The following is a 23,555-nucleotide window of genomic DNA, read 5'->3' as shown; positions in this document are numbered from 1 at the left end:
TCAAGCTGTAGCAGACGCCCGGCTACGGATGGGCTACCGGGCGTAGCCCCGGATCCGGGCGCACTTGATCGCGGCGCCTGCATGGCTGTGTGTGCAAGCGTCGTGCCAGGTCTGTTGTGCTAGGCGGCCGCCAGGATGGGTGTTCGTGGTTCGTCTCGGAAGAACTCTTTCCTGGTCAGCATCGCGTAGATCATGTTGCACCGTCGACGTGCCAGGCACATCACCGCCGCGTTGTGGCGTTTACCCTCGCGTCGTTTCCGCTGGTAGTAGTCGCGTGAGGCTTCGTGGCAGTTAGTGGATATCCAGGCCGATCGAAACAGCGCGTTCTTCAAGCGCTTATTCCCGGCCCGGGACGGGTGCTCTCCTCTGATCGATGTTCCCGATCTTCGAGTCGTGGGCGCGATGCCGGCATAGGAGGCTAGATGTGTCGCATCGGGGAAGTCAGAGCAGTCGCCTACGGCCATCAGGATCGAGGTAGCGATCCCCACACCCACCCCGGGGATGGATGTCAAGATTTCATAAAGAGGGAGGGCATCGACCACCTCGTTGACCTCGGCGGCGATCAGGTCGCGCTGTTTTTTGAACATTTTGATGTTGGAGGCGAGCAGCGGGATCGTGCGTTCGATGGCGCTGGTTCCGGGCACTACGACGGTCTGTTGGTCTAATGCGTGGAAGATAGCCGCGACGAGATCGGTGTGGTCGCCTCGGCAGCGCCGGTTGATCCAAGCGGTGACATGACTCTTGCCTGCCGCCCGCAGCTTGGTGGGTCCGCCGTAGTGTTCCAGCAGGTCAAGAACGGCACTACGGGTGATCGTCCCGCCCGCGAAGACACGTTCTAAGGCTGGGTGGATCTGGAGCAGGGCGCTGCGTAGCCGGTTGATGGTGCGCGAACAATCGCGGGTGATGTCCTCGTCGAACCCGGCGAGCGCTTTGAGGGTAGAGAGCGCTTCGTCGTTGTGGTCGTCCTTTCTCAAAGTGGCTGGGGTGGTGCGGGCGGTCTCGGCGATGATGAACGCGTCGCGCTTGTCGGTTTTCGCCGTGCCTGGGTGCAGGGCGGCGGCTTTGCGCATCGCTAAGCCGGGAAGGTACGCGACGGCAACACTGCAGTCGCGGGCGACGGCAACGGGAAGAGCGCCGATGGTGTTGGGCTGGTCGACGACGAGAAGCACTGGCCCGTGGGCTTGGAGGCTGGTGAATAGGTCTCGGAGTTTGCTCTCGTCTTGGGGTAGGGGTTTATCGAAGTATCGGCGGCTGCCGTCGGCGGACAGGGCGCACGCGTGGTGGCCTGTTTTGCCGACGTCGAGGCCGATGATCACCTTGAATGAGGTGGCCGCGGTCATGGTTCACCCTTCGGGTGCGATAGCGGAATATGGGGAAAGATCGCTGGTCATGACGCGGCAGGCAGACATCCACGTTACGTTGAGACTTCACCGAATCTTCGTCGGGAGTCATGTCCCTATTGGCCGTCGAGCGCGTCCTGGTACCTCGGTGGCAACACCCCCCGGATCATTGTGCAGACAGGGCAGGACAGGCATGCCGAGGCCAGCGACCGGTCCCGAGCCTAGCTGGGCTGGCCGGGACGCGAACCACGGTAACGGGGTATTAGCGGACGCGGCTGGAGCGGCTCTCGTCGTCGCCCCCGTCCTCGTCGGGGAGGTGGATGTCGGTAACCGTGACGTTGACCTCGGTGACCTCGAGGCCGGTCATGCGCTCGATGGCGCGCGCTGCGTTGATGCGCACGGCCTCGGCCATCTCGTGGATGGCGACCCCGTACTCGGCGACGATGAGGATGTCGACGGCGGCCTGGCGCTCGCCGACCTCGACGGTGATGCCCTGGTGGTAGTTTTCGGCGGCTCCGAGGCTCTCCCGGAGAGCGCCGACGGCGCGGGCCGCGCCGCCGCCGAGCCGGTAGACGCCGGTGACCTCGTGGGCGGCGAGCCCGGCGATCTTCGCGACGACGGTCTCGTCGATGAGCGTGTTGCCGAGCCCGGAGTTGGGCTCGTCCGCGGGGGTCGTGGCGGGGGCGGGGGTCTGGGGCGCGTTCTGCTCGGCCACGGTGTGCTCCATTCCTTATTACAGCGGCTGCGGGCGAAAGGCGCGGGCCGGCCAGGTGGCCGGGGCGCGCCCGCCCGGGCTGACGCGGCCGATTATAGGAAGGCCCGGCGTGTCCGCCCCCGAACGCGGGGGCGCCGCCGGTTTGCGGGAGGGCCGGTGACGTGCTTTAATAGCCAAGTTGCTTTGACACGGCGTCTCGTGTCGCTGCTTGGCGTGCCCAAACGCGGGTCACCAGGTAGGAATCGCGAGGCGTCGCTGGTGAAGCGAACATGACACCTTTGCATGGTGGCTTCGAGGCTGGCGGCGAGAGCCGCGGGCCGCAGTCCCCCAACGAAGGCTTCGCGATCGGGGTAGGTCGTCTCCAAGGAGCGGCAGTCCCGAGACCGAAGGCTGGAGAAGGGGCATGGCAAAAGAACAGCGGCAGTACACCCCTTGTGTTTGCACAAGGGACCGCCACGCGCCGCCGGCAGCGACCGGTCGCGCCGCGGTCCTCGCGGCTTCCACGGGGCTTGGCGCCCGGCCGTCGATAGGCGCGGGGCGGTAGGAACTAAGGCGCTGCTTTCTTTTGAGCCGGCGCCCGATCCACTGCACCCTTCGATGGCGGGCGGCAACGATGACTGGCGTTGTACCCGGGCCCCTGATCCAGGAACAACGCGCATAGAGAAGACCGAAAGCGAATAGCCCACCGCTCCCGGCGGGCGGGGCGCGGGCCTTGAGGACCCGGGCCACGGCCGAAGGGAAGTGGGCATGAGCGAGGAAGAGGACAAGCGTGGCGGGACAGAAGATCCGCATTCGGCTTAAGGCCTACGACCACGAGGCGATCGACGCGTCCGCGCGGAAGATCGTCGAGACGGTCACCCGCACGGGTGCCCGTGTTGTCGGGCCTGTGCCGCTGCCTACCGAGAAGAACGTGTACGCCGTTATTCGTTCTCCCCACAAGTACAAGGACTCTCGCGAGCACTTCGAGATGCGCACCCACAAGCGCCTCATCGACATCCTCGACCCGACGCCGAAGACGGTCGATGCGCTCATGCGCATGGACCTCCCGGCGAGCGTCGATGTCAACATTCAGTGATCGACGACTACGACTTTGGCGGAGAATAACTCATGAGCGATAACGAACTGAAGGGCATTCTGGGCACCAAGCTCGGCATGACCCAGGTCTTCGATGACCAGAACCGCGTCGTTCCGGTGACCGTGATCGAGGCGGGCCCCTGCGTGGTGACCCAGATCCGCACCGAGGAGACGGACGGCTACAACGCCGTGCAGATCGCCTACGGCGAGATCGACCCGCGCAAGGTGAACAAGCCGCAGGCCGGGCACTTCAAGAAGGCCGGCGTCACCCCGCGGCGCCACGTCGCGGAGCTGCGCGTCGACGACGTCTCCGGCTACGAGCTGGGCCAGCACATCACCGTCGACATCTTCGACGGTGTCGAGTTCGTCGACGTGACCGGCACCAGCAAGGGCCACGGCTACGCCGGCGGCATGAAGCGCCACGGGTTCGCCGGGCAGGGTGCCGCTCACGGTAACCAGGCCGCCCACCGCCGCGTGGGCTCCATCGGCCAGGCGTCGACCCCGGGCCGCGTGCTCAAGGGCAAGCGCATGGCCGGCCGCATGGGCCAGGACAAGGTGACCACCCAGAACCTCAAGGTGCAGAAGATCGATTCCGATGCCAACCTGCTCCTCATCAAGGGCGCCATCCCCGGCGCGAAGGGCGGCATCGTCACCGTTAAGACCGCAGTGAAGGGCGGTGCACGAGCATGACCAATCTGAAGCTTGACGTCCACACCGCGGACGGCAACACCAACGGCCAGGTGGAGCTCCCCTCCGAGATCTTCGAGCGGGAGGCCTCCATCGAGCTGACCCACCAGGTCGTCGTCGCGCAGCTCGCGGCGGCGCGCCAGGGCACCCACTCGACCAAGACCCGCGGCGAGGTGCGCGGCGGCGGCAAGAAGCCGTACCGCCAGAAGGGCACCGGCCGGGCCCGCCAGGGCTCGATCCGCGCGCCGCAGTTCACCGGCGGCGGGATCGTCCACGGCCCGAAGCCGCGCGACTACTCGCAGCGCACCCCGAAGAAGATGAAGCGCGCCGCGCTGCACGGGGCGCTCTCGAACCGCGCCGCGAACGACCGGATCCACGTCGTCGAGGAGCTCGTGCCGGGCACCAAGCCGTCCACCAAGGCGGCCCGCTCGTTCCTCGAGCGCCTCACCGGCCGCAAGAACGTGCTGCTCGTCGTCCAGGCCGAGGACCTCAACGCGCGGCGCAGCGCCAACAACCTGCCCGACGTGCACATCCTCGTGCCGTCGCAGCTCAACACCTACGACGTCATCAAGTCCGACGACGTGGTGTTCTCCAAGGCGGCGCTCGAGGCCTTCATCGACCGCGCCCTCGGCGCCGTTAAGGAGGAGAAGTAAATGAGCCGATCGGATAACCCGCGCGACATCATCGTCGCGCCCGTCGTCTCCGAGAAGTCCTACGGCCTCATGGAGCAGAACACCTACACGTTCTACGTGGCCAAGGACGCTCACAAGACGCAGATCCGCGACGCCGTGGAGAAGATCTTCGGCGTCAAGGTCGCGTCGGTCAACACCGTCAATCGGCAGGGCAAGCGCAAGCGCACCCGCACCGGCGGCTGGGGCCGCCGCAAGGACACCAAACGCGCCTACGTGACCCTCCGGGACGGCAGCGATCCCATCGACATCTTCGGCGGCTCCGCCGCCTAAGACGAGAATCGACCGACTAAGGAAGCACTATGGCTATTCGTAAGTACAAGCCGACAACTCCCGGTCGCCGCAACAGCTCCGTCTCCACCTTCAGCGAGATCACCCGCTCGAAGCCGGAGAAGAGCCTGCTGCGTCCCCTGCCGAAGACCGGCGGGCGCAACGTCCACGGCCGCATCACGACCCGCCACAAGGGCGGCGGGCACAAGCGCCGCTACCGGGTCATCGACTTCCGCCGCAACGACAAGGACGGCATCCCGGCGAAGGTCGCTCACATCGAGTACGACCCGAACCGCACCGCGAACATCGCGCTTTTGCACTACGTCGACGGCGAGAAGCGCTACATCGTCGCCCCGGCGGGCCTGAAGCAGGGCACCATCGTCGAGGCGGGCCCGGGCGCGGACATCAAGGTGGGCAACAACCTCCCGCTGGCGAACATCCCGACCGGTACGACGATCCACAACGTCGAGCTCAAGCCTGGCGCGGGCGCGAAGCTCGCGCGCTCGGCCGGCTCCTCCATCCAGCTGCTCGGCAAGGAGGGCAAGTACGCGACGCTGCGCATGCCCTCCTCCGAGATTCGCCGCGTGGAGCTGAGCTGCCGGGCCACCATCGGCGAGGTCGGCAACGCCGACCAGATCAACATCCGCTGGGGCAAGGCCGGCCGCAACCGCTGGCGGGGCATCCGCCCGACCGTGCGCGGCGTGGTCATGAACCCGGTCGACCACCCGCACGGCGGCGGCGAGGGCCGCACCTCGGGCGGCCGCCACCCCGTGTCCCCGTGGGGCAAGAAGGAGGGCCGGACCCGGAACCCGAACCGGTACTCCAACAACATGATCGTGCGTCGTCGCCGGTCGAAGAAGCGCTAACTGAGGAGGTTAGACAGCTATGCCACGCAGCCTTAAGAAGGGCCCGTTCGTCGATGAGCACCTCCTCAACAAGGTGGATGCTCAGAACGAGAAGGGCACCAAGCAGGTCATCAAGACCTGGTCCCGCCGTTCCACGATCCTGCCGGACTTCATCGGCCACACGTTCGCCGTGCACGACGGGCGCAAGCACGTGCCGGTCTACGTCGACGATTCGATGGTCGGCCACAAGCTTGGCGAGTTCGCTCCCACCAAGACCTTCCGTGGCCACGTGAAGGACGACAAGAAGGGACGTCGATAAGCGATGAGTGAGACCATCACTTCCGCCCGCGCGACGGCGCGCTACGTGCGCACGAGCACGCTCAAGGCCCGCCGGGTCATCGACCTCGTGCGCGGCAAGCCGGTGGCCGAGGCCCTCGCGATCCTCAAGTACGCGCCGCAGAGCGCCGCGACCCCGGTCGCGAAGGTCGTCAACTCCGCGGCCGCGAACGCGGAGAACAACTTCGGGCTCGACCGCGACAGCCTCGTGATCTCGGAGATCTACGCCACCGAGGGGCCGACCATGCGCCGGTTCCAGCCTCGCGCCCAGGGGCGCGCATTCCAGATCCGTAAGCGCACCAGCCACATCACCGTGGTTGTCGAGAGCCAGAAGGAAGGGGCCAAGTAAGTGGGCCAGAAGATTCATCCTCACGGCCTCCGGCTGGGCATTACTTCCGACTGGAAGTCCCACTGGTTCGCCGAGAAGGACTACGCCAGCTACGTCAAGGAAGACAACAAGATCCGCGACTACTTCTCGACGGGTCTTGACCGCGCCGGCATCGCCGACGTCGTCATCCAGCGCACCCGCGACCGGGTCCGCGTCGACATCCACACCGCCCGGCCGGGCATCGTCATCGGCCGCCGCGGCTCGGAGGCCGACCGCATCCGCCGCGAGCTCGAGAAGCTCACCGGCAAGCAGGTCGCGCTGAACATCCTTGAGGTCAAGAACATCGACGCCAACGCGAAGCTCGTCGCGCAGAACATCGCCGACCAGCTCGCCAACCGCGTCGCGTTCCGCCGCGCCATGCGCAAGGCCATCCAGTCCGCGATGCGCCAGCCGCAGGTCAAGGGCATCAAGGTGCAGTGCTCCGGCCGCCTCGGCGGCGCGGAGATGTCCCGCACCGAGCGCTACCACGAGGGCCGCGTGCCCCTGCACACCCTCCGCGCGGAGATCGACTACGGCCTCCACGAGGCCCACACCACCTTCGGCCGCATCGGTGTGAAGGTGTGGATCTACAAGGGCGACGTCGTCGGCGGGCGCCGCGAGAGCGAGATCAACGCCGCGCGCGAGCGCCGCGGCCGCGGCGGGCGGCCCCGCCGGGGCGGGCAGCGCCGGTCGCGCGCCGAGAAGAAGGAGGCATAACGCATGCTCATCCCTAAGCGCGTGAAGTACCGCCGCCAGCACCGGCCGACCCGCCGGGGCGTGTCCAAGGGCGGCACGAAGATCAGCTTCGGCGACTACGCCCTCCAGGCCCTCGAGCCGGCGTACGTCACCAACCGGCAGATCGAGGCGGCGCGTATCTCCATCAACCGCCACGTCAAGCGCGGCGGCAAGGTGTGGATCAACATCTTCCCGGATCGCCCCCTGACCCAGAAGCCGCTCGGCGTGCGCATGGGTTCCGGTAAGGGCCCCGTGGAGAAGTGGGTCGCGAACGTCAAGCCGGGCCGCATCCTCTTCGAGATGACCTACCCCAACGAGGAGGTCGCGCTCGAGGCGCTGCGGCGCGCGGGTGCGAAGCTTCCCTGCAAGGTCCGCATCATCAAGAAGGAGGACCAGTACTAATGGCATCCGGTACCCCCGCCCACGAGTTCCGCGAGCTGGACGCGAAGGAGCTCGACGAGAAGCTCGCGGACGCGAAGGAAGAGCTCTTCAACCTGCGGTTCCAGCTGGCCACCGGGCAGCTCACCGACAACCAGCGGCTCCGCACGGTCAAGCGCGACATCGCCCGCATCTACACGGTTATCCGCGAGCGCGAGCTCGGTCTCTCCGTGGCTCCCGGGGCTGAGGACTAAACGTGAGTGAGGTAAACGTGGAGAACACTAAGGACAAGGGCGCCCGCAAGGTCCGCTCCGGCTACGTCGTCTCCGACAAGATGGAGAAGACCATCGTCGTGGAGCTCGAGGACCGCAAGCGTCACGCCCTCTACGGCAAGATCATGCGGCGCAACAACCGCGTGAAGGTCCACGACGAGGACAGCACCGCCGGCGTCGGCGACCTCGTTCGGATCGAGGAGACCGCCCCGATCTCGAAGCAGAAGCACTTCCGCCTCGTGGAGATCCTCGAGCGCGCGAAGTAAGGCCATCCGGGGCGCGGTAACCCCGCCGCGGCCCTTTTGGGCGACACGGCCCCGACCACCCGCTAGGGATGGTCGGGGCCGTTCCTCTATCTAGCGCCGGTTCTAGCGCTCGTGCTCGCCGTCCTCTTTGCTACCGAGCGTGCCGTCGAGGTGCTTCCTGATGCGGCGCAGCGAGACGAACGCCAGGATCACGAAGACCAGTAGCGCGATGCTGGCCACGATGGGCGAGATTCCCAGCAGTACCGATGCGATAATCGCTAAAACGTCCACGTTTCGTCTCCTCCTCGGGTAGTTTTCCGTTCGTTAAAAAGGCGTCGGACCGGGAAGCGCGACCATGCGCCCGCGGGCCGCCGTCGCAGCGCTACCGGATGACTCGGCGGGACCGCAGCGGCGGGCCCGGTACCGGGCGCCGCACGTCGCGGTGTCGGCAGTCGCGGGGCCACGATGACGCTCCCTTCCCCATTGCGCCGTGCAGCCCGAGCGCACGGGCGGTGCACCGCTCGCTCGGCTGCGCCGCGGCGGCGGCGTATATGCGACGCAATTCATATGTTACGGGGCAAAAGCAAAGCCGGCTCCGGTCTTGAGAAAAGGGAGATCGAACTGCCGGTGGCCTGCGCCTATGTCGCTTATAGGTCCCTGAACGAATAAACCTAAGCGTGAAATAAATGTGCCCTGGAGTCCCCTAGGCGCCGCCCGGCGGCTCACGGGATGGGGGAAACGGGTGGCCGTGCGCTCGGGCAGCGTGGGGACGAGACGGCCGCCCCGTCGGCGCGCGTCCGGGCGACCGCCGGGCCGTGCCGGTCGGACTTGGCACTGGCGGGCCGGAGGGGTAATATTGTCTAGCCGTGCAGCATGGGGAGTGGTGCGTTCCGAACCGCGTCCCCGCCGCCCGCGTGGCGGCCCTGCTGCGCTCGTAGTACACGACGACCACGTGCGTCGAAGGACGGAAATCTTTACGCACAGAACAACCAGGTCAGGAGACCAGCTGTGATTCAACAGGAATCGCGCCTCAAGGTCGCCGATAACACCGGGGCTCGCGAGCTCCTCACCATCCGCGTGCTGGGTGGCTCGACGCGACGCTTCGCGGGGATCGGCGACACGATCGTGGCGACGGTGAAGGAGGCCGTGCCGGGCGGCAACGTCAAGGCCGGCGACGTCGTCAAGGCGGTCATTGTCCGCACCAAGAAGGAGACCCGTCGCTCGGACGGCTCCTACATCGCGTTCGACGAGAACGCCGCCGTTCTCATCAAGAACGACACCGAGCCGCGGGGCACGCGCATCTTCGGGCCCGTCGCCCGCGAGCTGCGCGAGAAGAAGTTCATGAAGATCGTTTCGCTTGCTCCGGAGGTGATCTAGGTGAAGATCCGCAAGGGCGACATGGTCCAGGTCATCTCGGGTCCCGACAAGGGCGCCCAGGGCAAGGTTCTCGAGGCTCGTCCCAAGGTCGAGCGCGTCATCGTCGAGGGCGTCAACCGCGTGACGAAGCACGTGGCGAACCGCACGGGCGATCCGAACGCGGAGGACACCGGCATCGTGACCACGGAGGCGCCGATCCACGTCTCCAACGTCATGCTCCTCGACTCGGACGGCAACCCCACCCGCGTGGGCTACCGCTTCGATGAGGACGGCAAGAAGGTCCGCGTGTCTCGTCGCAACGGGAAGGACATCTAAATGAGCGAGAAGTACATCCCTCGTCTCAAGCGCGAGTACCGCGAGTCCATCCGCGGGAAGCTCGACGAGAAGTACCAGTACCAGAACGTCATGCAGGTCCCAGGCCTCGAGAAGATCGTGGTCAACATGGGTGTCGGCGAGGCCGCGCGCGACTCGAAGGTCATCAACGGCGCGATCAACGACCTCACCCTCATCACGGGTCAGAAGCCGCAGATCCGCCGGGCGAAGAAGTCCATCGCGAACTTCAAGCTCCGCGAGGGCATGCCCATCGGCGTCAAGGCGACGCTGCGCGGCGATCGCATGTGGGAGTTCCTCGACCGGCTCCTCACCATCGCGCTGCCCCGCATCCGCGACTTCCGTGGCCTGTCGGACCGGCAGTTCGACGGCCACGGCAACTATACGTTCGGCCTCTCTGAGCAGACGATGTTCTACGAGATCGACGTGGACAAGATCGACCGGCCGCGCGGCATGGACATCACCGTCGTGACGACCGCGACCAACAACGAGGAGGGCCGCTCGCTGCTGCGCCTGCTCGGCTTCCCGTTCAAGGACAAGAACGGCAACCGCCAGGCCATCGAGGCCTAGCTCCTCACCCCCGCGGGGCGCGTCAAACGCCTCGCGCTGCTTGGGCCCGCCGGGTTTTCCCGGCGGGCCCACGTTTGTGTTTCGGCCCGCCGAGCCGCGGGACCGGAGCCCCGTTCCAAGGCATGGATAACCGCTCTCGTATGATGGTCGGCCGTGGCGCCGTCGGCCGGGCCCGCGAGGAGCCGGCCGGGACCCACGTGGGCGAGTGGAGGAAGGGGTTCGCGATTGTCGCTCAATGACTCGATCGAGTCGTCCGTGTACAAGAAGATCGATCTGTTCCGCTACGACTTCGGCCGCTACGCGGTGCGCAGCCTGCTCGCCGGCGCGTACCTCACCGTCGGGCCGATCTTCGCGACCGTCGCGGGCAACATCGTCGACTCCATCGCACCTGGCACCGGGCCGCTGGTCTTCGCGCTGCTCTTCGGGCTGGGCTTTTTCACGATCCTCGTGCTCGGCGCGGAGCTAGCGACCGGAAACATGATGTTCTTCTGCTACGGCGCGGTGCAGGGGCGCTGCGGGTGGCTGCGCTCGCTTGGCGTGCTGGTCGTCAATACGCTGCTCAACCTCGTCGGCGTCGTCATCGTCGCCGGGCTTTTGGGGCTCTCCTCGGCGCTCTCAGACGCGGGGCCGAACCACCTCCTCTTCGAGGTGGTCGACGGCAAGCTCAGCAAGGACGGCCCCGAGCTCTTCGTTGACGCGATCATCGCGAACTTCGTCGTCAACATGGCCTTCGTCGCGTCGCTCTACGCGAAGGACATCGTCAACAAGTTTTTCGCCGTCGTCCCGACGATCGCCATCTTCGTCGGCCTGGGCCTAGAGAACGTCATCGCCGACTTCAGCCTGATTTCCACGGCGCTGTTCTCCGGAGCGGAGCTGCCCGGTTCGGTCACGCCGGGCAACGTCGCCGTCGCGTGGGGGTTGGTGTTCCTTGGCAACCTGCTTGGCGGCGGGCTGCTCATCGGCGGGGGCTACGGCTGGCTCAACCTCGGGCGGGAGTCCTATCGGGACTAGCCGCATCTGCTCGAGCGGCGGACTCGGCGAGCTCCCCGGAGTAGAGGTTGAAGCGCCCCGGGCGGGTGAAGCCCGCAAGCGCGAGCCCCGCGCCGCGGGCCAGCTCGACGGCCATGGAGCTCGCCGCGGAAACCGCCACCAGAGCGGAGAAGCCCGCGGAGACGGCCTTCTGCACGAGCTCGAAGGACGCCCGGGAGCTCACCACGAGGATCATGCCCGTCGCGGGCAGCGCCCCGTCGAGCATGAGCGAGCCGACGACCTTGTCGACGGCGTTGTGGCGCCCGATGTCCTCGCGGGCGACGAGCACCTCGCCGTCCTGGTTGACCGCGGCGGCGGCGTGGATGCCGCCGGTGCGGCGGAACGCCTTCTGGTGGGCGCGGAGCCGTTCCGGCAGGGAGACGACGAAGCCGGGGTCGAGGGGTAGCGGCTCGATTTCCGGGCGGCGCCGGTCGAGCACCCGCTCGATGGAGGTCGACCCGCACACCCCGCACGCGGAGGTCGTCTCCACGGGGCGGATGAACTCCGGCGGCAGCGGCTGACGACTCGCCAGCTCGAGGTCGAGGACGTTGTACGAGTTGTAGCCGTCGGTCGCGCCCGCGCAGTAGCGCGCCTCAGCCAGGTCCTCCGCCTTGTCGATGAGCCCCTCGCTGTAGAGGAACCCGTGGGCGAGCTCGATGTCGTTGCCCGGGGTGCGCATGGTCGTGGTGAGGGTCTGCCCCCCGACGTGGATCTCTAAGGGCTCCTCGCCGGCGACCGCGTCGGCGCGGGTGTCGGTGGTGACGTCCCCGTCGTCGGTGATGCGCACCTTGGTGACGGGGACGGTGGGGGTGATGCGCACGAATTGCTCCCTTCTCTCGGTTGTCGCCCGCGCCCGCCGCGGGGCGGGGGCGGGGGTGGTTAGCTGTCCTTCTTGTCAGACCCGCCCTCGTAGCGCTCGAGAAGGTCGTCGATGATGCCGATGGCGCGCTTGGTCTCGTCGATGAACTCGCCGGCGCGCTCGTCGGTGAGCCGCCCGGCGGGGCTTGTCGTCGAGGAGGTGTGGCGCCCGGCGGCCACCCCGACGAGGAAGGCGGTCAGCGGCGCGGCAGGGCGCGCGGGCCCGTGCGCGACGTCGCTGGTGAGGTCGAGCAAAAGCGGCACGAGCGGCTTGAGGACCTCCTCGGTGATGTCGAGGTCGCGGGCCGCCGCCTCGAGCCACTGGTAGGTGGTGTGAAGCCCGGAGTCCTTGTTCTTGTCGGCCATAGGGGCGCTCTCCTTCCGCGGTCGAGGTCTATCACCCCGCCGCCTGGCGGGGCTCGGTGTGCGCGCCAGTGTAGTTGCCGCAGGTGGGAGGCGCCGGCCGGATTTGGGTGGCCGGCGTCCTCGAGGTATCTTTGCCCTTCGGGCCTGTCTCGACGGCGAGGCGGGCCGAGCAACTGTACACCTACTTTGCTATAGGCCCCATGCCGGAGCGGGCCGGGTGAGAAGCTTTTTCAAGGAGTCAGGCAGCGAGCACGCGTGCTGCTGAGCACGCGCTGCGTCGAGTCGCCCCGCAAGCACCCGGAAAACGCGAACGCGGTGGTGGGGAACCGTGGCGAGAAAGGCTGTTGGTCACCATGACCATGTCTGATCCCATTGCGGACATGCTGTCTCGGGTGCGCAACGCGAACCACGCGCACCACGAGTCCGTGTCCATGCCCTCCTCGAAGATCAAGGCGAACATCGCCGACATCCTCAAGCAGGAGGGCTACATCACCGATTACTCCGTCGACGAGGCCAAGGTGGGCAACACGCTCACCATCGAGCTGAAGTACGGCGACCAGCGCGACGAGGCCATCACCGGCCTTCGGCGCGTCTCGAAGCCGGGCCTGCGCGTCTACGCGAAGGCCAACGAGCTCCCCGAGGTCCTCGGCGGCCTCGGCGTGGCGATCATCTCCACGTCGCGCGGGCTGCTCACCGATCGGCAGGCGAGCGAGAAGGGCGTGGGCGGGGAAGTTCTCGCCTACGTCTGGTAAAGGAGGAAGGAACTCTCATGTCGCGAGTTGGTAACGAACCCATCGCCATCCCCTCCGGCGTCGAGCCCACGATCGACGGCCAGCACGTTGAGGTCAAGGGGCCCAAGGGCACCCTGTCCGTGGACGTTCCCGAGCCGATCACCGTTGCCGTCGAGGACGACAAGATCGTGCTCAAGCGCCCCGACGACCACTACAAGAGCCGTTCCTTGCACGGGCTGTCGCGCTCGCTGATCAACAACAGCGTCATCGGCGTCACCGAGGGCTACACCACGAAGATGGAGATCTTCGGCGTGGGCTACCGCGTGCAGGCCAAGGGCAGCGCCCTCGAGTTCGCGCTCGGCTACTCCCACCCCGTGCTCATCGAGCCCCCGGAGGGCATCTCGTTCGCCGTGGACGGGAACACGAAGTTCTCGATCACCGGCATCGACAAGCAGCAGGTGGGCCAGGTAGCCGCCAACATCCGTCGGCTGCGCAAGGACGATCCGTACAAGGGCAAGGGGATCCGCTACGAGGGTGAGCAGATCCGCCGCAAGGTCGGAAAGACGGGTAAGTAATCATGAGCACTTCGGAAGACAAAAACAACCGCAAGCCGGTGGGCAAGGACATCTCCACCCGTCGGCGCGAGGCGCGTGTCCGCCGGCACGAGCGTCTTCGCAAGACCCTGAAGGGCACCCCGGAGCGCCCGCGGCTCGCCGTGCACCGCTCGTCGCGGCACATGCACGCTCAGGTCATCGACGACACCGTGGGCCACACCCTGGTCTCGGCCTCCACCGTCGAGCCGGAGATCCGCGAGAAGGAGGGCGACAAGTCCGCCAAGGGCCGGATGGTCGGCGAGCTCATCGCCAAGCGGGCGAAGGACGCGGGCATCGCCCAGGTGGTCTTCGACCGCGGCGGCTACAAGTACCACGGCCGCATCGCCGCTCTGGCCGATGCCGCCAGGGAAGGTGGCCTGGACTTCTAATGCAGAACATCGCGAAGAACTCGAACGGAAGGAACGCGTAATGCCGGGACGTGAACGGCGCGACGGCGGACGCTCCGCCGACGACCGGAACAAGAAGAGGAACGACCGTCGTGGCGGCCGCCACGACGAGCGGGACAAGTACATCGAGCGGGTCGTCACCATCAACCGCGTGGCGAAGGTCGTCAAGGGCGGCCGCCGCTTCAGCTTCACCGCGCTCGTGATCGTCGGCGACGGCCAGGGCATGGTCGGCGTCGGCTACGGCAAGGCCAAGGAGGTGCCGGCCGCGATCCAGAAGGGCTCCGAGGAGGCTCGCAAGAACTTCTTCCGCGTGCCCATGGTCGGCGGCACCATCACCCACCCGGTCCTCGGCGAGGATTCGGCGGGCAAGGTGCTGCTCAAGCCGGCCGCCCCCGGTACCGGTGTCATCGCCGGCGGCGCGGCCCGCCCGGTGCTCGAGTGCGCTGGCGTGCAGGACATCCTCGCGAAGTCGCTGGGCTCGGCGAACCACATCAACGTGGTCCACGCGACGGTCAAGGGCCTGAAGTCCCTGCACCGCCCGGAGGAGGTCGCTGCCCGCCGCGGCAAGACCGTCGACGAGGTGGCGCCCGCCCGGATGCTGCGCGCCCGCGCTGGACAGGAGGCCTAGACGATGGCGTTGAAGATTACCCAAACCCGCGGCCTCGTCGGCGCCCGCCCGGAGCAGCGCGCGACGATGCAGAGCCTGGGGCTCAAGCGGATCCGCCACTCGGTGGTCCAGCCGGATAATGCCTCGACCCGCGGGATGATCCGCGTCGTCCGCCACCTGGTGGACGTCGAAGAAGTTGCAGGGGAGTAGATAGCATGAGCGACATCATCAAGCTCCACGACCTGCGCCCCGCGAAGGGGGCCAACCGGCCCAAGCAGCGCGTTGGTCGCGGAAACGGTTCGAAGGGCACGACCGCCGGTCGCGGCACCAAGGGCACCCGCGCCCGCAAGCAGGTGCCGGCCTGGTTCGAGGGCGGCCAGATGCCGCTGCAGATGCGGCTTCCGAAGCTGCGCGGCTTCAAGAACCCGAACAAGGTCGTCTACCAGGTCGTCAACGTCGGCGACCTGGCCAAGGCCTTCCCGGAGGGCGGCGAGGTCTCCGCGAAGGACATCGCGGCCAAGGGGCTCGTCCGCCCGAAGCAGCCGGTCAAGGTGCTCGGCGGCGGCGACGTCGACGTCAAGCTCGACGTCACCGCGGACAAGTTCTCCGGCTCCGCTAAGGAGAAGATCGAGGCCGCCGGCGGCAGCGCCACCGCGACCTCGAAGTAACACGCCGCCCCATCCCCGCCCGCGGCCGACGGCCGCGCGGGGGTGACGGCACCCCGGGGCCCGCAGGGAGCAATCGCGCTCCCCGCGGGCCCCGTTGTCGTGCGCGGGGACCCCCGCGCGCCCGCCCGGCAGTCAGGCAACACTATGGGTATGCTTCGGCGCGGCTGGGCGGTGCTGGTAGGGTATGACCGTCCTTAACGTCCTTCGGCCGGCGGCGGTGGCGACCCTCGGTGACGCCCCCGGCCCCATCCCACGAACACTTGCTCATCGATCGCGCCCGCGTGGCGCCCGGGCGGCATTAGCCCGGGCCGGGGCGAGCGGTGGCGCCAGGAGGATACGTGTCCGCCATCATCCAGGTATTCAAGGATGCCGATCTGCGCCGAAAGATCCTCTTTACCCTCGGCCTGATCATCCTGTACCGCATCGGAGCGCAGATCCCCGCGCCCGGCGTCGACTACACCCAGATCAGCGGCCGGCTGGAGGAGCTGTCCGAGGACCAGGGCAGCGTCTACTCCCTGATCAACCTCTTCTCGGGCGGGGCGCTGTTGCAGCTCTCGGTCTTCGCGATCGGGATCATGCCGTACATCACCTCGGCGATCATCGTCCAGCTGCTCACCGTCGTCATCCCGAAGTTCGAGCAGCTGAAGAAGGAGGGGCAGTCGGGTCAGGCGAAGATGACCCAGTACACCCGCTACCTCACCGTGGCACTCGCGCTTCTGCAGTCCTCGGGCATCGTCGCGCTCGCGGACCGCCAGCAGCTGCTTGGGCCCGGCGTCGAGGTCCTCGACCCGGACCGGACGATCTGGGACCTCATCATGCTCACCCTGGTGCTCACCTCCGGCGCGGTGCTCATCATGTGGCTGGGCGAGCTCATCACCGAGAAGGGCGTGGGCAACGGCATGTCGCTGCTCATCTTCGCGGGCATCGCCACCCGCCTGCCCACCGACGGCGTGCAGATCCTCAACAACTCCGGCGGGCTGGTCTTCGGGATCATCCTCGTCGCCGTCATCGCGCTCGTCGTGGGCGTCGTGTTCGTCGAGCAGGGCCAGCGCCGCATCCCGGTGCAGTACGCTAAGCGCATGGTCGGCCGTCGCCAGTACGGCGGCAGCTCCACCTACCTGCCGCTCAAGGTCAACCAGGCTGGCGTCATCCCGGTGATCTTCGCCTCTTCGCTGATCTACATGCCGGTGCTCATCACCGAGATCGTCAACTCCGGGCGCACCACGCCGCCGGACAACTGGTGGCAGAACAACGTCATCGCCTACCTGCAGACCCCGAGCTCCTGGGTCTACATCCTCATCTACTTCGTCCTGGTCATCTTCTTCTCGTACTTCTACGTCTCCGTGCAGTACGACCCGCGCGACCAGGCGGACAACATGAAGAAGTACGGTGGCTTTATCCCGGGCATCCGCCCGGGCACGCCGACCGCGCAGTACCTCGCCTACGTCATGAACCGGCTCCTGTTCGTCGGCTCGATCTACCTGGCGCTCATCGCGGTCCTGCCGAACATCGCGCTGGACTTCGGGATCGGCAGCCAGGGCGCCGGCGGCGGGCTCGCGGCCTTCGGCGGCACGGCGATCCTCATTCTCGTGTCGGTCTCGCTGACGACCGTCAAGCAGATCGAGAGCCAGCTCCTGCAAAGCAACTACGAAGGACTTCTCAAGTGAGACTCGTACTCCTAGGCCCTCCCGGGGCCGGCAAGGGAACCCAGGCCGCGATCCTCTCCAAGGAGCTCGGCGTCCCGCACATCTCCACCGGCGACTTGTTCCGCGCGAACATCGGCAACGACACGGAGCTCGGCCGGGAGGCCAAGTCCTACATGGACGTCGGTGAGCTCGTGCCAACCGACGTCACCGCCCGGATGGTCGAGGACCGGCTCGGCGAGGACGACGCGAAGGACGGCTTCCTCCTCGACGGCTTTCCGCGCACCGTCGAGCAGGCGGAGATCCTCACCCGGCTGCTCGACTCGAAGGGCGTGAAGCTCGACGGGGTGCTCAACTTCAAGGTCTCCGAGGACACCGTGGTCGAGCGCATGCTCGCCCGCGGCCGCGAGGACGACACCGAGGCGACCATCAAGAACCGCCTCAAGGTCTACCGCGAGGAGACCGCCCCGCTGATCGACCACTACGAGGGCTCGCTCATCACCATCGAGGCGGAGGGCACCGTCGAGGAGATCAGCGAGCGCGCGCTCGACGAGCTGCGCCGCCGCGCCTAGCTCCTTTTCCGGCGCGAAGCACGAGGAGGCACTGACGAGGGCCCCGGCCGATCGGGCCGGGGCCCTTCCCGCGTCTCTAGGCTCGCGCGCGTCTTCGGGCGCTACTTGCCGCCCGCGGCGTGCTGCCATTACACTGATCAGGCGGCGCGCGCCCGTGTGCGCGCCGCGAAGCAGTAGACGGCAGTCAAACGCGACAGGCGGCGGGGCTTCCCGCCGCCGGGAATGTGGAGGATATGGCTAAGGAAGGCGCCATCGAAGTCGAGGGCCGGGTCGTCGAGCCCCTGCCCAACGCGATGTTCCGAGTCGAGCTCGATAACGGACACCGTGTCCTGGCACATATCAGCGGCAAGATGCGCCAGCACTACATCCGCATCCTCCCCGAGGACCGCGTCGTCATCGAGCTGTCCCCGTACGACCTCGATCGTGGTCGCATCGTCTACCGCTACAAGTAAATGACCAGCCTCCTTATCCCGGAGCGCGTGAAGGCGGCGCGGCGGGGCTAACAAACGCCCCGCGCGCCGCTGGCGCTTGTCTACCTCCGGCCGCGGTGGCCGGAGCCTGCCCGCGCCCCACGAACCCGTTTCAGCCTTGCTGGGAGGGGGAGTGGGGCATCGGCGGGCCGGATGGATGAGGAGAAAACCACCGCAGCATCCAGAAAGGTACATGCCTTATGGCACGTCTCGCTGGAGTCGATCTCCCGCGCAACAAGCGCGTGGAGATCGCTCTCACCTACATCTACGGCATCGGGCCGTCCACGGCGACCGCGCTGCTGACGGAGACCGGCATCTCGCCGGACCTTAGGACGGACGACCTCAACGACGAGCAGCTCTCCCAGCTGCGCGACGCCATCGAGCGGAACTACACCGTCGAGGGCGACCTGCGCCGCCAGGTGCAGGCCGACATTCGCCGCAAGATCGAGATCGGCAGCTACCAGGGCCTGCGGCACCGCCGCGGCCTGCCGGTCCGCGGGCAGCGCACGAAGACCAACGCCCGCACTCGCAAGGGTCCGAAGAAGACGATCGCCGGAAAGAAGAAGTAACCCATGCCTCCTAAGACTCGTTCGGGCGCCCGCCGGGGCGGGCGCCGCGCGCCGAAGAAGAACGTGGCCCAGGGCCACGCCTACATCAAGTCGACCTTCAACAACACGCTCGTGACGCTTACCGCGCCGAACGGCGACGTCATCTCGTGGGCGTCGTCGGGCCACGTGGGCTTCAAGGGCTCCCGCAAGTCCACGCCGTTCGCCGCGCAGCTCGCCGCGGAGAACGCCGCGCGCAAGGCCATGGACCACGGCATGAAGAAGATCGACGTGTTCGTCAAGGGCCCGGGCTCGGGCCGTGAGACCGCCATCCGTTCCCTCCAGGCCGCCGGCCTCGAGGTCAACTCGATCTCGGACGTCACGCCGCAGCCGCACAACGGGTGCCGCCCCCCGAAGCGTCGCCGCGTTTAAGGGAAAGGAAGGAATACAGCAATGGCTCGTTACACCGGCCCTGCCACCCGTAAGTCCCGTCGCCTGCGCGTCGACCTCGTCGGCGGCGACACCTCCTTCGAGCGCCGCCCCTACCCGCCGGGACAGGCCGGCCGGGCGCGCATCAAGGAGTCGGAGTACCTCGTCCAGCTGCAGGAGAAGCAGAAGGCCCGCTTCACCTACGGCGTGATGGAGAACCAGTTCCGTCACTACTACGAGGAGGCGAACCGCCGCCCGGGCAAGACGGGCGACAACCTCGTCATCCTGCTCGAGGCTCGGCTCGACAACGTCATCTACCGCGCCGGCCTGGCCCGCACCCGCCGCCAGGCCCGCCAGCTCGTCTCGCACGGGCACTTCACGGTCAACGGGCGCAAGATCAACGTGCCCTCCTACAGCGTGAAGCAGTACGACATCATCGACGTCGAGTCCCGCTCGCGGAAGATGAACTGGTTCGAGGAGGCCCAGGACTACGTCGGCGACGCCGTCGTTCCCGCCTGGCTCCAGGTCGTTCCCGACTCGCTGCGCATCCTGGTCCACCAGCTCCCGGAGCGCGCGCAGATCGAGATCCCGATCCAGGAACAGCTCATCGTCGAGTACTACTCGAAGTAGTAGCCCCTACTCGCTTCGAAAAACCCTGGCGGGGCGTAAATCGCCCCGCGAGCGTCGTCGTTTCCGGTATAAGGAAGCGAAGTCCCACTTTTCTGCTTACCTGACAGGCGTCATATAGCGGGCGCCGGAGGAGAAGTCTCAATGCTCATCTCTCAGCGGCCGAGCCTCTCTGAGGAGAAGGTCTCGGAGTCGCGCTCGCGGTTCATCATCGAGCCGCTCGAGCCGGGTTTCGGCTACACGCTCGGAAACTCGCTGCGCCGGACGCTTCTGTCGTCCATCCCGGGCGCGGCGGTCACCAGCATCAAGATCGACGGGGTGCTCCACGAGTTCACGACCATCCAGGGCGTGAAGGAGGACGTCTCCGACATCGTCCTGAACGTCAAGTCGATGGTGCTGTCCTCTGACTCCGACGACCCGGTCGTCATGTACGTCAGCGCGGAGGGCCCGGGCACCGTCACCGCCGGGGACATCGACACCCCCGCCGGCGTCGAGGTGCACAACCCCGACCTCGTGCTCGCGACCCTCAACGACGAGGGCGCGATCAACATGGAGCTCGTCGTCGAGCGCGGCCGCGGCTACGTCCCGGCCGCCGAGACGGGCGGCGGGGAGGCCGGGCGCATCCCGGTCGACCAGATCTACTCCCCGGTGCTCAAGGTGAGCTACAAGGTCGAGGCGACCCGCGTCGAGCAGCGCACCGACTTCGACAAGCTCACCGTCGACGTCGAGACGAAGAACTCGATCAGCGCGCGCGACGCGATGGCGTCGGCGGGCAAGACCCTGGTCGAGCTCTTCGGGCTCGCGCGCGAGCTCAACGAGTCGATGGAGGGCATCGAGATCGGCCCGTCGCCGCAGGACAGCGGCTACGAGCAGGCGTACAACACCCCGATCGAGGACCTCAACTTCTCGGTGCGGTCGTACAACTGCCTCAAGCGCCAGGAGATCCACACCGTCGGGGAGCTCGCCGAGTGCTCCGAGTCGGACCTCCTCGACATCCGCAACTTCGGGCAGAAGTCGATCAACGAAGTGAAGATCAAGCTCGCCAACCTGGGGCTCACCCTGAAGGACGCCCCGGAGGACTTCGATCCCACCCAGGTCGAGGGCTACGACGCCGAGACCGGCGACTTCGTCGACAGCGGCGACGACGACAACGAGTAAGAAGCCCGTTTCAACCCAAGCACACGAGGAGTAAATTATGCCCACCCCGAAGAAGGGTCCTCGGCTCGGCGGGTCCCCCAGCCACCAGCGGCGCCTCCTGTCGAACCTGGCGGCCTCCCTGTTCGAGCACGACTCGATCCGGACGACCGACGCCAAGGCGAAGGCGCTGCGCCCCTACGCGGAGAAGCTGATCACCAAGGCGAAGGACGGCTCGCTGGCCAAGCGCCGCGAGGTGCTCGCCAAGGTCCCGAACAAGCCGGCCGTGGCCCGCCTGTTCGACGAGCTCGCCCCGCAGTTCGAGGGCCGCGACGGCGGCTACACCCGCATCATCAAGCTCGAGAACCGCGTCGGCGACAACGCGCCGATGTCCCAGATCTCGCTGGTGCTCGAGCCGGTCGAGAAGAAGGACTCCCGCTCCGAGCGGGTCGCCGCCTCGAAGGCCGCCGACGAGGACGCGAAGTCCAACGAGCCGGCCGAGGAGACCCAGGCCGACCCCGAGGCGGAGGCCGCCGCCGAGACCGACGCCGCCGCCGAGGCGGCCGCCGGCGAGGCCGACGCCGACTCCGAGGAGAAGTAACTTTTCCATCGGTTCGCCCCGGGGCTGATACCCCGGGAGGCCCACCACGCGGGCCCCGACGCTCACCTGTTGAGCGTCGGGGCCCGCTTTGGTGTTTCTTACTACCCGCCGGCGGGGACGAGGCGGGCGGGTAGGCTGGGCGCAATCGGCCGCAGGGGCCCGCGGGAGACGCCGCGCCCACCCCGGCGCCTGGGTTTGTTTAGTGATCGATCGCGACAGGTGTGAGGTGATTTCGGGATGAAGTCGAAGGAAGACGTCAAGGCGCTGTTCGACGCCACCGCCTACGACTCGGAGGGCGAGCGCCTCGGGTCGGTCAAGGAGGTCTACGTCCACGACGCGACGCTGCGCCCCATCTTCGCGGAGGTCGGCCACGGGCTCTTCGGGCTCTCCAGCAGCGTTGTGCCGCTGCGCGGCGCGCGCCTCGAGGGGGACCGCCTCACCCTCGGCTTCACCCGCGAGTCCATCAAGGGCGCGCCCGACCCGGACACGGGCCAGCAGCTCACCAAGACCCAGCAGCGCGAGCTGCTCTCGTACTTCGGCGTCGACGACGCCCCGGAGATCACCGGCCTGCAGGGTTCGTACGACGATGAGCGCGCCTCCTAGCAGCGAGGGGGCGCAGGACCCCGGGGAGACGGTGCGTCTGAGGCTGGATCTCGCCTACGACGGCACCGGCTTCCACGGCTGGGCGAAGCAGGCCGACCCCGAGCTGCGCACGGTTGAGGGCACGCTCGCAGACGCCCTCTCCCTGGTGCTGCGCGCCCCCGTCGAGCTCACCGTCGCTGGTCGCACGGATCGCGGGGTGCACGCCGCCGGGCAGGTCGCCCACGCCGACGTGCCCGCAGAGAGCCTCAACCAGCGCGCGATCGGCGGGAACCCGGCGCGCCTCGTGCGCCGCATGAGCCGGCTGCTGCCGGGCGACGTTTCCCTCACCGGCGCCACGGTCGCTCCGCCGGGCTTCGACGCGCGCTTCTCGGCGCTGCGGCGCCGCTACCGCTACCGGGTCTCCACGGCGCCCGCGGGTCCGCTTCCCACCCGGCGGGTCGACACCGCCTCGTGGCCGAAGCCCGTGGATCTGGGGCTCGCGCAGGTCGCGGCCGACGCGCTCGTCGGGCTGCACGACTTCGCGGCGTTCTGCCGGGCGAAGCCGCACGCGACGACGGTGCGCGACCTCGAGGCGTTCACGTGGCGCGACTGCTCCACCCCGGAGGAGCCCGGCGTGCTCGAGGCGGACGTCGTCGCCGACGCGTTCTGCTGGTCGATGGTGCGCTCCCTGGTGGGCTGGTGCCTCGCGGTGGGGGAGGGGCGCCGCGATCCGGCCGCGAGCGCCGGCCTGCTCAACGAGCGGGAGCGCTCCTCGGCGGTGCCGGTCGCCCCGGCCTGCGGGCTCACCCTCGTCGCCGTCGACTACCCGCCCGACGAGGAGCTCGCGGAGCGGGCGCGCGCCACGCGCGCAACGAGGCCCGCCGTGTAGCTCCCGCCGGGAACCGGGCCGCCGCTCGTCGGCGTCCAAGCCCACCGGCGGCGCCGGCCCGAGATTCCCCGGCGCCTGAGAGGGCGAGGGGAGGCGGCCGGTGGCGCTGGCATCGACGACGAAGGCGCAGGTCTCGGGGCACCGGTTTTTGCAGCGGCGCCTGCACCACGGGCTCGTGCTCGGCGACGTGCGCATGGTCCACGACCCGCTGCGCCGCCGCGGGCGCGCGCTGCTTTTCGGGCTCGTGGCGCTCGCCCTGGCGCTCGGCGCGGCGGGGCTTATCGCTCTGGTCTCTCCCGACCCGGATCCGCGCGGCGCCCCGATCGTCGAGGACGACGCCGGCGGGCTCTACGTGCTGCTCGGGGAGCGTTACCACCCCGCGGACAACCTCGCCACGGCGAGGCTCGCCGCCGGCCAGCCCGCCGATCCCGCCCGCATCGGAGACGCCGTGCTCGCCGGCGCGGAGCTCGGCCTGCCGCTGGGCATCCCGGGCGCGCCCGGGGCGCTCGCCGACGACGATGGCGGGCGCCGCTGGGCGGCCTGCCTCGAGCCGGACGGCACGATAACCGTCGAG

General features: G+C 67.8%; 37 protein-coding genes. 32 read left to right on the top strand and 5 right to left on the bottom strand.

Features of this window, described 5'->3' with window-relative positions:
* Positions 1-119: 119 nt before the first annotated feature.
* Together HMPREF9719_RS07805 and HMPREF9719_RS07800 are read right to left on the bottom strand one after the other, a co-directional pair.
* Entirely contained in the window at positions 120-1,340 is a 1,221-nt protein-coding gene (locus tag HMPREF9719_RS07805; protein WP_004601449.1) for an IS110 family RNA-guided transposase, read from the bottom strand.
* Between the two features lie 262 nt (positions 1,341-1,602).
* Entirely contained in the window at positions 1,603-2,067 is a 465-nt protein-coding gene (locus tag HMPREF9719_RS07800; RefSeq protein ID WP_004601448.1) for an Asp23/Gls24 family envelope stress response protein, read from the bottom strand.
* A gap of 757 nt (positions 2,068-2,824) precedes the next feature.
* Between HMPREF9719_RS07800 and rpsJ the strand changes: the two genes are divergently transcribed.
* The 11 genes from rpsJ to rpsQ are packed head-to-tail and all read left to right on the top strand — an operon-like array spanning position 2,825 to position 7,974.
* Positions 2,825-3,130, top strand: coding sequence for a 30S ribosomal protein S10 (rpsJ, locus tag HMPREF9719_RS07795; protein ID WP_004601447.1), 306 nt, complete (start codon positions 2,825-2,827; stop codon positions 3,128-3,130).
* Between the two features lie 32 nt (positions 3,131-3,162).
* Complete coding sequence (rplC, locus tag HMPREF9719_RS07790) at positions 3,163-3,819, top strand: 50S ribosomal protein L3 (RefSeq protein ID WP_004601446.1); 657 nt, start codon at positions 3,163-3,165, stop codon at positions 3,817-3,819.
* Positions 3,816-4,469, top strand: a complete 654-nt coding sequence (gene rplD / locus HMPREF9719_RS07785; RefSeq protein ID WP_004601445.1) for a 50S ribosomal protein L4 — start codon at positions 3,816-3,818, stop codon at positions 4,467-4,469. The genes rplC and rplD overlap by 4 nt, the downstream gene beginning before the upstream one ends.
* Entirely contained in the window at positions 4,470-4,778 is a 309-nt protein-coding gene (rplW, locus tag HMPREF9719_RS07780; protein WP_004601444.1) for a 50S ribosomal protein L23, read from the top strand.
* A gap of 29 nt (positions 4,779-4,807) precedes the next feature.
* Positions 4,808-5,641, top strand: coding sequence for a 50S ribosomal protein L2 (gene rplB, locus HMPREF9719_RS07775; protein ID WP_004601443.1), 834 nt, complete (start codon positions 4,808-4,810; stop codon positions 5,639-5,641).
* A gap of 19 nt (positions 5,642-5,660) precedes the next feature.
* The gene (rpsS, locus tag HMPREF9719_RS07770) at positions 5,661-5,939 is read left to right on the top strand and encodes a 30S ribosomal protein S19 (RefSeq protein WP_004601442.1); all 279 of its coding nucleotides are present in this window, start codon (positions 5,661-5,663) and stop codon (positions 5,937-5,939) included.
* Positions 5,940-5,942: 3 nt separating this feature from the next.
* Positions 5,943-6,305 (top strand): 50S ribosomal protein L22, encoded by a 363-nt coding sequence (gene rplV / locus HMPREF9719_RS07765; protein WP_004601441.1) that lies wholly within the window; start codon positions 5,943-5,945, stop codon positions 6,303-6,305.
* Entirely contained in the window at positions 6,306-7,040 is a 735-nt protein-coding gene (gene rpsC, locus HMPREF9719_RS07760; RefSeq protein ID WP_004601440.1) for a 30S ribosomal protein S3, read from the top strand.
* A gap of 3 nt (positions 7,041-7,043) precedes the next feature.
* Positions 7,044-7,460 (top strand): 50S ribosomal protein L16, encoded by a 417-nt coding sequence (rplP, locus tag HMPREF9719_RS07755; RefSeq protein ID WP_004601439.1) that lies wholly within the window; start codon positions 7,044-7,046, stop codon positions 7,458-7,460.
* Complete coding sequence (rpmC, locus tag HMPREF9719_RS07750; protein ID WP_004601438.1) at positions 7,460-7,690, top strand: 50S ribosomal protein L29; 231 nt, start codon at positions 7,460-7,462, stop codon at positions 7,688-7,690. Before rplP ends, rpmC begins: the two co-directional genes overlap by 1 nt.
* 2 nt (positions 7,691-7,692) lie before the next feature.
* Positions 7,693-7,974: a 30S ribosomal protein S17 gene (gene rpsQ, locus HMPREF9719_RS07745; RefSeq protein WP_038076071.1), complete on the top strand. Its 282-nt coding sequence runs from the start codon at positions 7,693-7,695 to the stop codon at positions 7,972-7,974.
* A 102-nt stretch (positions 7,975-8,076) separates the two neighbouring features.
* On the opposite strand, the gene HMPREF9719_RS09670 is transcribed toward rpsQ, so the two are convergent.
* Positions 8,077-8,244 carry a hypothetical protein gene (locus HMPREF9719_RS09670; RefSeq protein WP_004601436.1) on the bottom strand — a complete coding sequence of 56 codons (168 nt, stop codon included), beginning with the start codon at positions 8,242-8,244 and terminating at the stop codon, positions 8,077-8,079.
* Between the two features lie 717 nt (positions 8,245-8,961).
* On the opposite strand from HMPREF9719_RS09670, the gene rplN reads away from it, so the two are divergent.
* From rplN to HMPREF9719_RS07725, 4 genes are all read left to right on the top strand, one after another.
* The gene (rplN, locus tag HMPREF9719_RS07740; protein WP_004601435.1) at positions 8,962-9,330 is read left to right on the top strand and encodes a 50S ribosomal protein L14; all 369 of its coding nucleotides are present in this window, start codon (positions 8,962-8,964) and stop codon (positions 9,328-9,330) included.
* Positions 9,331-9,645: a 50S ribosomal protein L24 gene (gene rplX, locus HMPREF9719_RS07735; protein WP_004601434.1), complete on the top strand. Its 315-nt coding sequence runs from the start codon at positions 9,331-9,333 to the stop codon at positions 9,643-9,645.
* The gene (gene rplE / locus HMPREF9719_RS07730; protein ID WP_004601433.1) at positions 9,646-10,230 is read left to right on the top strand and encodes a 50S ribosomal protein L5; all 585 of its coding nucleotides are present in this window, start codon (positions 9,646-9,648) and stop codon (positions 10,228-10,230) included.
* Between the two features lie 225 nt (positions 10,231-10,455).
* Positions 10,456-11,241 carry a formate/nitrite transporter family protein gene (locus HMPREF9719_RS07725; RefSeq protein WP_004601432.1) on the top strand — a complete coding sequence of 262 codons (786 nt, stop codon included), beginning with the start codon at positions 10,456-10,458 and terminating at the stop codon, positions 11,239-11,241.
* Here HMPREF9719_RS07725 and fdhD read toward each other — a convergent pair.
* Positions 11,210-12,079: a formate dehydrogenase accessory sulfurtransferase FdhD gene (gene fdhD, locus HMPREF9719_RS07720; protein WP_004601431.1), complete on the bottom strand. Its 870-nt coding sequence runs from the start codon at positions 12,077-12,079 to the stop codon at positions 11,210-11,212. The genes HMPREF9719_RS07725 and fdhD overlap by 32 nt on opposite strands.
* A 59-nt stretch (positions 12,080-12,138) precedes the next feature.
* Positions 12,139-12,483, bottom strand: coding sequence for a DUF6457 domain-containing protein (locus tag HMPREF9719_RS07715; protein WP_004601430.1), 345 nt, complete (start codon positions 12,481-12,483; stop codon positions 12,139-12,141).
* Positions 12,484-12,836: 353 nt separating this feature from the next.
* Here HMPREF9719_RS07715 and rpsH point away from each other — a divergent pair, with 353 nt between their 5' ends.
* The 17 genes from rpsH to eccB form a co-directional block, all read left to right on the top strand.
* Positions 12,837-13,235, top strand: a complete 399-nt coding sequence (rpsH, locus tag HMPREF9719_RS07710; protein WP_004601429.1) for a 30S ribosomal protein S8 — start codon at positions 12,837-12,839, stop codon at positions 13,233-13,235.
* 17 nt (positions 13,236-13,252) lie between these two features.
* Positions 13,253-13,789 carry a 50S ribosomal protein L6 gene (gene rplF / locus HMPREF9719_RS07705; protein ID WP_004601428.1) on the top strand — a complete coding sequence of 179 codons (537 nt, stop codon included), beginning with the start codon at positions 13,253-13,255 and terminating at the stop codon, positions 13,787-13,789.
* Between the two features lie 2 nt (positions 13,790-13,791).
* On the top strand, positions 13,792-14,196 hold the full coding sequence (gene rplR, locus HMPREF9719_RS07700) for a 50S ribosomal protein L18 (protein WP_004601427.1): 405 nt from the start codon (positions 13,792-13,794) through the stop codon (positions 14,194-14,196).
* Between the two features lie 40 nt (positions 14,197-14,236).
* Positions 14,237-14,842 carry a 30S ribosomal protein S5 gene (gene rpsE / locus HMPREF9719_RS07695; RefSeq protein WP_004601426.1) on the top strand — a complete coding sequence of 202 codons (606 nt, stop codon included), beginning with the start codon at positions 14,237-14,239 and terminating at the stop codon, positions 14,840-14,842.
* 3 nt (positions 14,843-14,845) lie between these two features.
* The gene (gene rpmD / locus HMPREF9719_RS07690; RefSeq protein ID WP_004601425.1) at positions 14,846-15,031 is read left to right on the top strand and encodes a 50S ribosomal protein L30; all 186 of its coding nucleotides are present in this window, start codon (positions 14,846-14,848) and stop codon (positions 15,029-15,031) included.
* A gap of 5 nt (positions 15,032-15,036) precedes the next feature.
* Positions 15,037-15,489, top strand: a complete 453-nt coding sequence (gene rplO, locus HMPREF9719_RS07685; protein WP_004601424.1) for a 50S ribosomal protein L15 — start codon at positions 15,037-15,039, stop codon at positions 15,487-15,489.
* Between the two features lie 338 nt (positions 15,490-15,827).
* Positions 15,828-17,156 (top strand): preprotein translocase subunit SecY, encoded by a 1,329-nt coding sequence (secY, locus tag HMPREF9719_RS07680; protein ID WP_004601423.1) that lies wholly within the window; start codon positions 15,828-15,830, stop codon positions 17,154-17,156.
* Positions 17,153-17,704: an adenylate kinase gene (locus HMPREF9719_RS07675; protein ID WP_004601422.1), complete on the top strand. Its 552-nt coding sequence runs from the start codon at positions 17,153-17,155 to the stop codon at positions 17,702-17,704. Before secY ends, HMPREF9719_RS07675 begins: the two co-directional genes overlap by 4 nt.
* Before the next feature lie 233 nt (positions 17,705-17,937).
* Positions 17,938-18,156, top strand: a complete 219-nt coding sequence (gene infA / locus HMPREF9719_RS07670) for a translation initiation factor IF-1 (protein WP_004601421.1) — start codon at positions 17,938-17,940, stop codon at positions 18,154-18,156.
* Between the two features lie 218 nt (positions 18,157-18,374).
* Positions 18,375-18,743, top strand: a complete 369-nt coding sequence (gene rpsM / locus HMPREF9719_RS07665; protein ID WP_004601420.1) for a 30S ribosomal protein S13 — start codon at positions 18,375-18,377, stop codon at positions 18,741-18,743.
* Between the two features lie 3 nt (positions 18,744-18,746).
* Positions 18,747-19,151 (top strand): 30S ribosomal protein S11, encoded by a 405-nt coding sequence (gene rpsK, locus HMPREF9719_RS07660; RefSeq protein WP_004601419.1) that lies wholly within the window; start codon positions 18,747-18,749, stop codon positions 19,149-19,151.
* A 21-nt stretch (positions 19,152-19,172) separates the two neighbouring features.
* A complete protein-coding gene (gene rpsD / locus HMPREF9719_RS07655; protein ID WP_004601418.1) occupies positions 19,173-19,778 on the top strand; it encodes a 30S ribosomal protein S4 in 606 nt (201 codons plus the stop codon).
* A gap of 141 nt (positions 19,779-19,919) precedes the next feature.
* A complete protein-coding gene (locus HMPREF9719_RS07650; RefSeq protein WP_004601417.1) occupies positions 19,920-20,933 on the top strand; it encodes a DNA-directed RNA polymerase subunit alpha in 1,014 nt (337 codons plus the stop codon).
* A gap of 37 nt (positions 20,934-20,970) precedes the next feature.
* Positions 20,971-21,510 carry a 50S ribosomal protein L17 gene (rplQ, locus tag HMPREF9719_RS07645; RefSeq protein WP_004601416.1) on the top strand — a complete coding sequence of 180 codons (540 nt, stop codon included), beginning with the start codon at positions 20,971-20,973 and terminating at the stop codon, positions 21,508-21,510.
* 237 nt (positions 21,511-21,747) lie between these two features.
* Positions 21,748-22,113 (top strand): PRC-barrel domain-containing protein, encoded by a 366-nt coding sequence (locus tag HMPREF9719_RS07640; RefSeq protein ID WP_004601415.1) that lies wholly within the window; start codon positions 21,748-21,750, stop codon positions 22,111-22,113.
* Positions 22,097-22,981 carry a tRNA pseudouridine synthase A gene (locus HMPREF9719_RS07635; protein ID WP_004601414.1) on the top strand — a complete coding sequence of 295 codons (885 nt, stop codon included), beginning with the start codon at positions 22,097-22,099 and terminating at the stop codon, positions 22,979-22,981. The genes HMPREF9719_RS07640 and HMPREF9719_RS07635 overlap by 17 nt, the downstream gene beginning before the upstream one ends.
* A 100-nt stretch (positions 22,982-23,081) precedes the next feature.
* On the top strand, positions 23,082-23,555 hold a 474-nt coding region (eccB, locus tag HMPREF9719_RS07630; protein ID WP_004601413.1), incomplete at its 3' end, for a type VII secretion protein EccB.

Origin of the sequence: Corynebacterium otitidis ATCC 51513, from assembly GCF_000296405.1 — a bacterium.
GTDB lineage: Bacteria > Actinomycetota > Actinomycetes > Mycobacteriales > Mycobacteriaceae > Corynebacterium > Corynebacterium otitidis.
Note: the sequence above shows the minus strand (reverse complement) of the source record. Positions and strands in the feature narration are given on the sequence as shown.

Bases quoted from the DNA above. Each gene is read 5' to 3' on its own strand.
- HMPREF9719_RS07805 (WP_004601449.1), bottom strand. From the start codon at position 1,340: ATGACCGCGGCCACCTCATTCAAGGTGATCATCGGCCTCGACGTCGGC.
- HMPREF9719_RS07800 (WP_004601448.1), bottom strand. From the start codon at position 2,067: ATGGAGCACACCGTGGCCGAGCAGAACGCGCCCCAGACCCCCGCCCCC.
- rplC (WP_004601446.1), top strand. From the start codon at position 3,163: ATGAGCGATAACGAACTGAAGGGCATTCTGGGCACCAAGCTCGGCATG.
- rplD (WP_004601445.1), top strand. From the start codon at position 3,816: ATGACCAATCTGAAGCTTGACGTCCACACCGCGGACGGCAACACCAAC.
- rplW (WP_004601444.1), top strand. From the start codon at position 4,470: ATGAGCCGATCGGATAACCCGCGCGACATCATCGTCGCGCCCGTCGTC.
- rplB (WP_004601443.1), top strand. From the start codon at position 4,808: ATGGCTATTCGTAAGTACAAGCCGACAACTCCCGGTCGCCGCAACAGC.
- rpsS (WP_004601442.1), top strand. From the start codon at position 5,661: ATGCCACGCAGCCTTAAGAAGGGCCCGTTCGTCGATGAGCACCTCCTC.
- rplV (WP_004601441.1), top strand. From the start codon at position 5,943: ATGAGTGAGACCATCACTTCCGCCCGCGCGACGGCGCGCTACGTGCGC.
- rplP (WP_004601439.1), top strand. From the start codon at position 7,044: ATGCTCATCCCTAAGCGCGTGAAGTACCGCCGCCAGCACCGGCCGACC.
- rpmC (WP_004601438.1), top strand. From the start codon at position 7,460: ATGGCATCCGGTACCCCCGCCCACGAGTTCCGCGAGCTGGACGCGAAG.
- rplE (WP_004601433.1), top strand. From the start codon at position 9,646: ATGAGCGAGAAGTACATCCCTCGTCTCAAGCGCGAGTACCGCGAGTCC.
- HMPREF9719_RS07715 (WP_004601430.1), bottom strand. From the start codon at position 12,483: ATGGCCGACAAGAACAAGGACTCCGGGCTTCACACCACCTACCAGTGG.
- rpsH (WP_004601429.1), top strand. From the start codon at position 12,837: ATGACCATGTCTGATCCCATTGCGGACATGCTGTCTCGGGTGCGCAAC.
- rplF (WP_004601428.1), top strand. From the start codon at position 13,253: ATGTCGCGAGTTGGTAACGAACCCATCGCCATCCCCTCCGGCGTCGAG.
- rplR (WP_004601427.1), top strand. From the start codon at position 13,792: ATGAGCACTTCGGAAGACAAAAACAACCGCAAGCCGGTGGGCAAGGAC.
- rpsE (WP_004601426.1), top strand. From the start codon at position 14,237: ATGCCGGGACGTGAACGGCGCGACGGCGGACGCTCCGCCGACGACCGG.
- rpmD (WP_004601425.1), top strand. From the start codon at position 14,846: ATGGCGTTGAAGATTACCCAAACCCGCGGCCTCGTCGGCGCCCGCCCG.
- rplO (WP_004601424.1), top strand. From the start codon at position 15,037: ATGAGCGACATCATCAAGCTCCACGACCTGCGCCCCGCGAAGGGGGCC.
- infA (WP_004601421.1), top strand. From the start codon at position 17,938: ATGGCTAAGGAAGGCGCCATCGAAGTCGAGGGCCGGGTCGTCGAGCCC.
- rpsM (WP_004601420.1), top strand. From the start codon at position 18,375: ATGGCACGTCTCGCTGGAGTCGATCTCCCGCGCAACAAGCGCGTGGAG.
- rpsK (WP_004601419.1), top strand. From the start codon at position 18,747: ATGCCTCCTAAGACTCGTTCGGGCGCCCGCCGGGGCGGGCGCCGCGCG.
- rpsD (WP_004601418.1), top strand. From the start codon at position 19,173: ATGGCTCGTTACACCGGCCCTGCCACCCGTAAGTCCCGTCGCCTGCGC.
- HMPREF9719_RS07650 (WP_004601417.1), top strand. From the start codon at position 19,920: ATGCTCATCTCTCAGCGGCCGAGCCTCTCTGAGGAGAAGGTCTCGGAG.
- rplQ (WP_004601416.1), top strand. From the start codon at position 20,971: ATGCCCACCCCGAAGAAGGGTCCTCGGCTCGGCGGGTCCCCCAGCCAC.
- HMPREF9719_RS07640 (WP_004601415.1), top strand. From the start codon at position 21,748: ATGAAGTCGAAGGAAGACGTCAAGGCGCTGTTCGACGCCACCGCCTAC.
- HMPREF9719_RS07635 (WP_004601414.1), top strand. From the start codon at position 22,097: ATGAGCGCGCCTCCTAGCAGCGAGGGGGCGCAGGACCCCGGGGAGACG.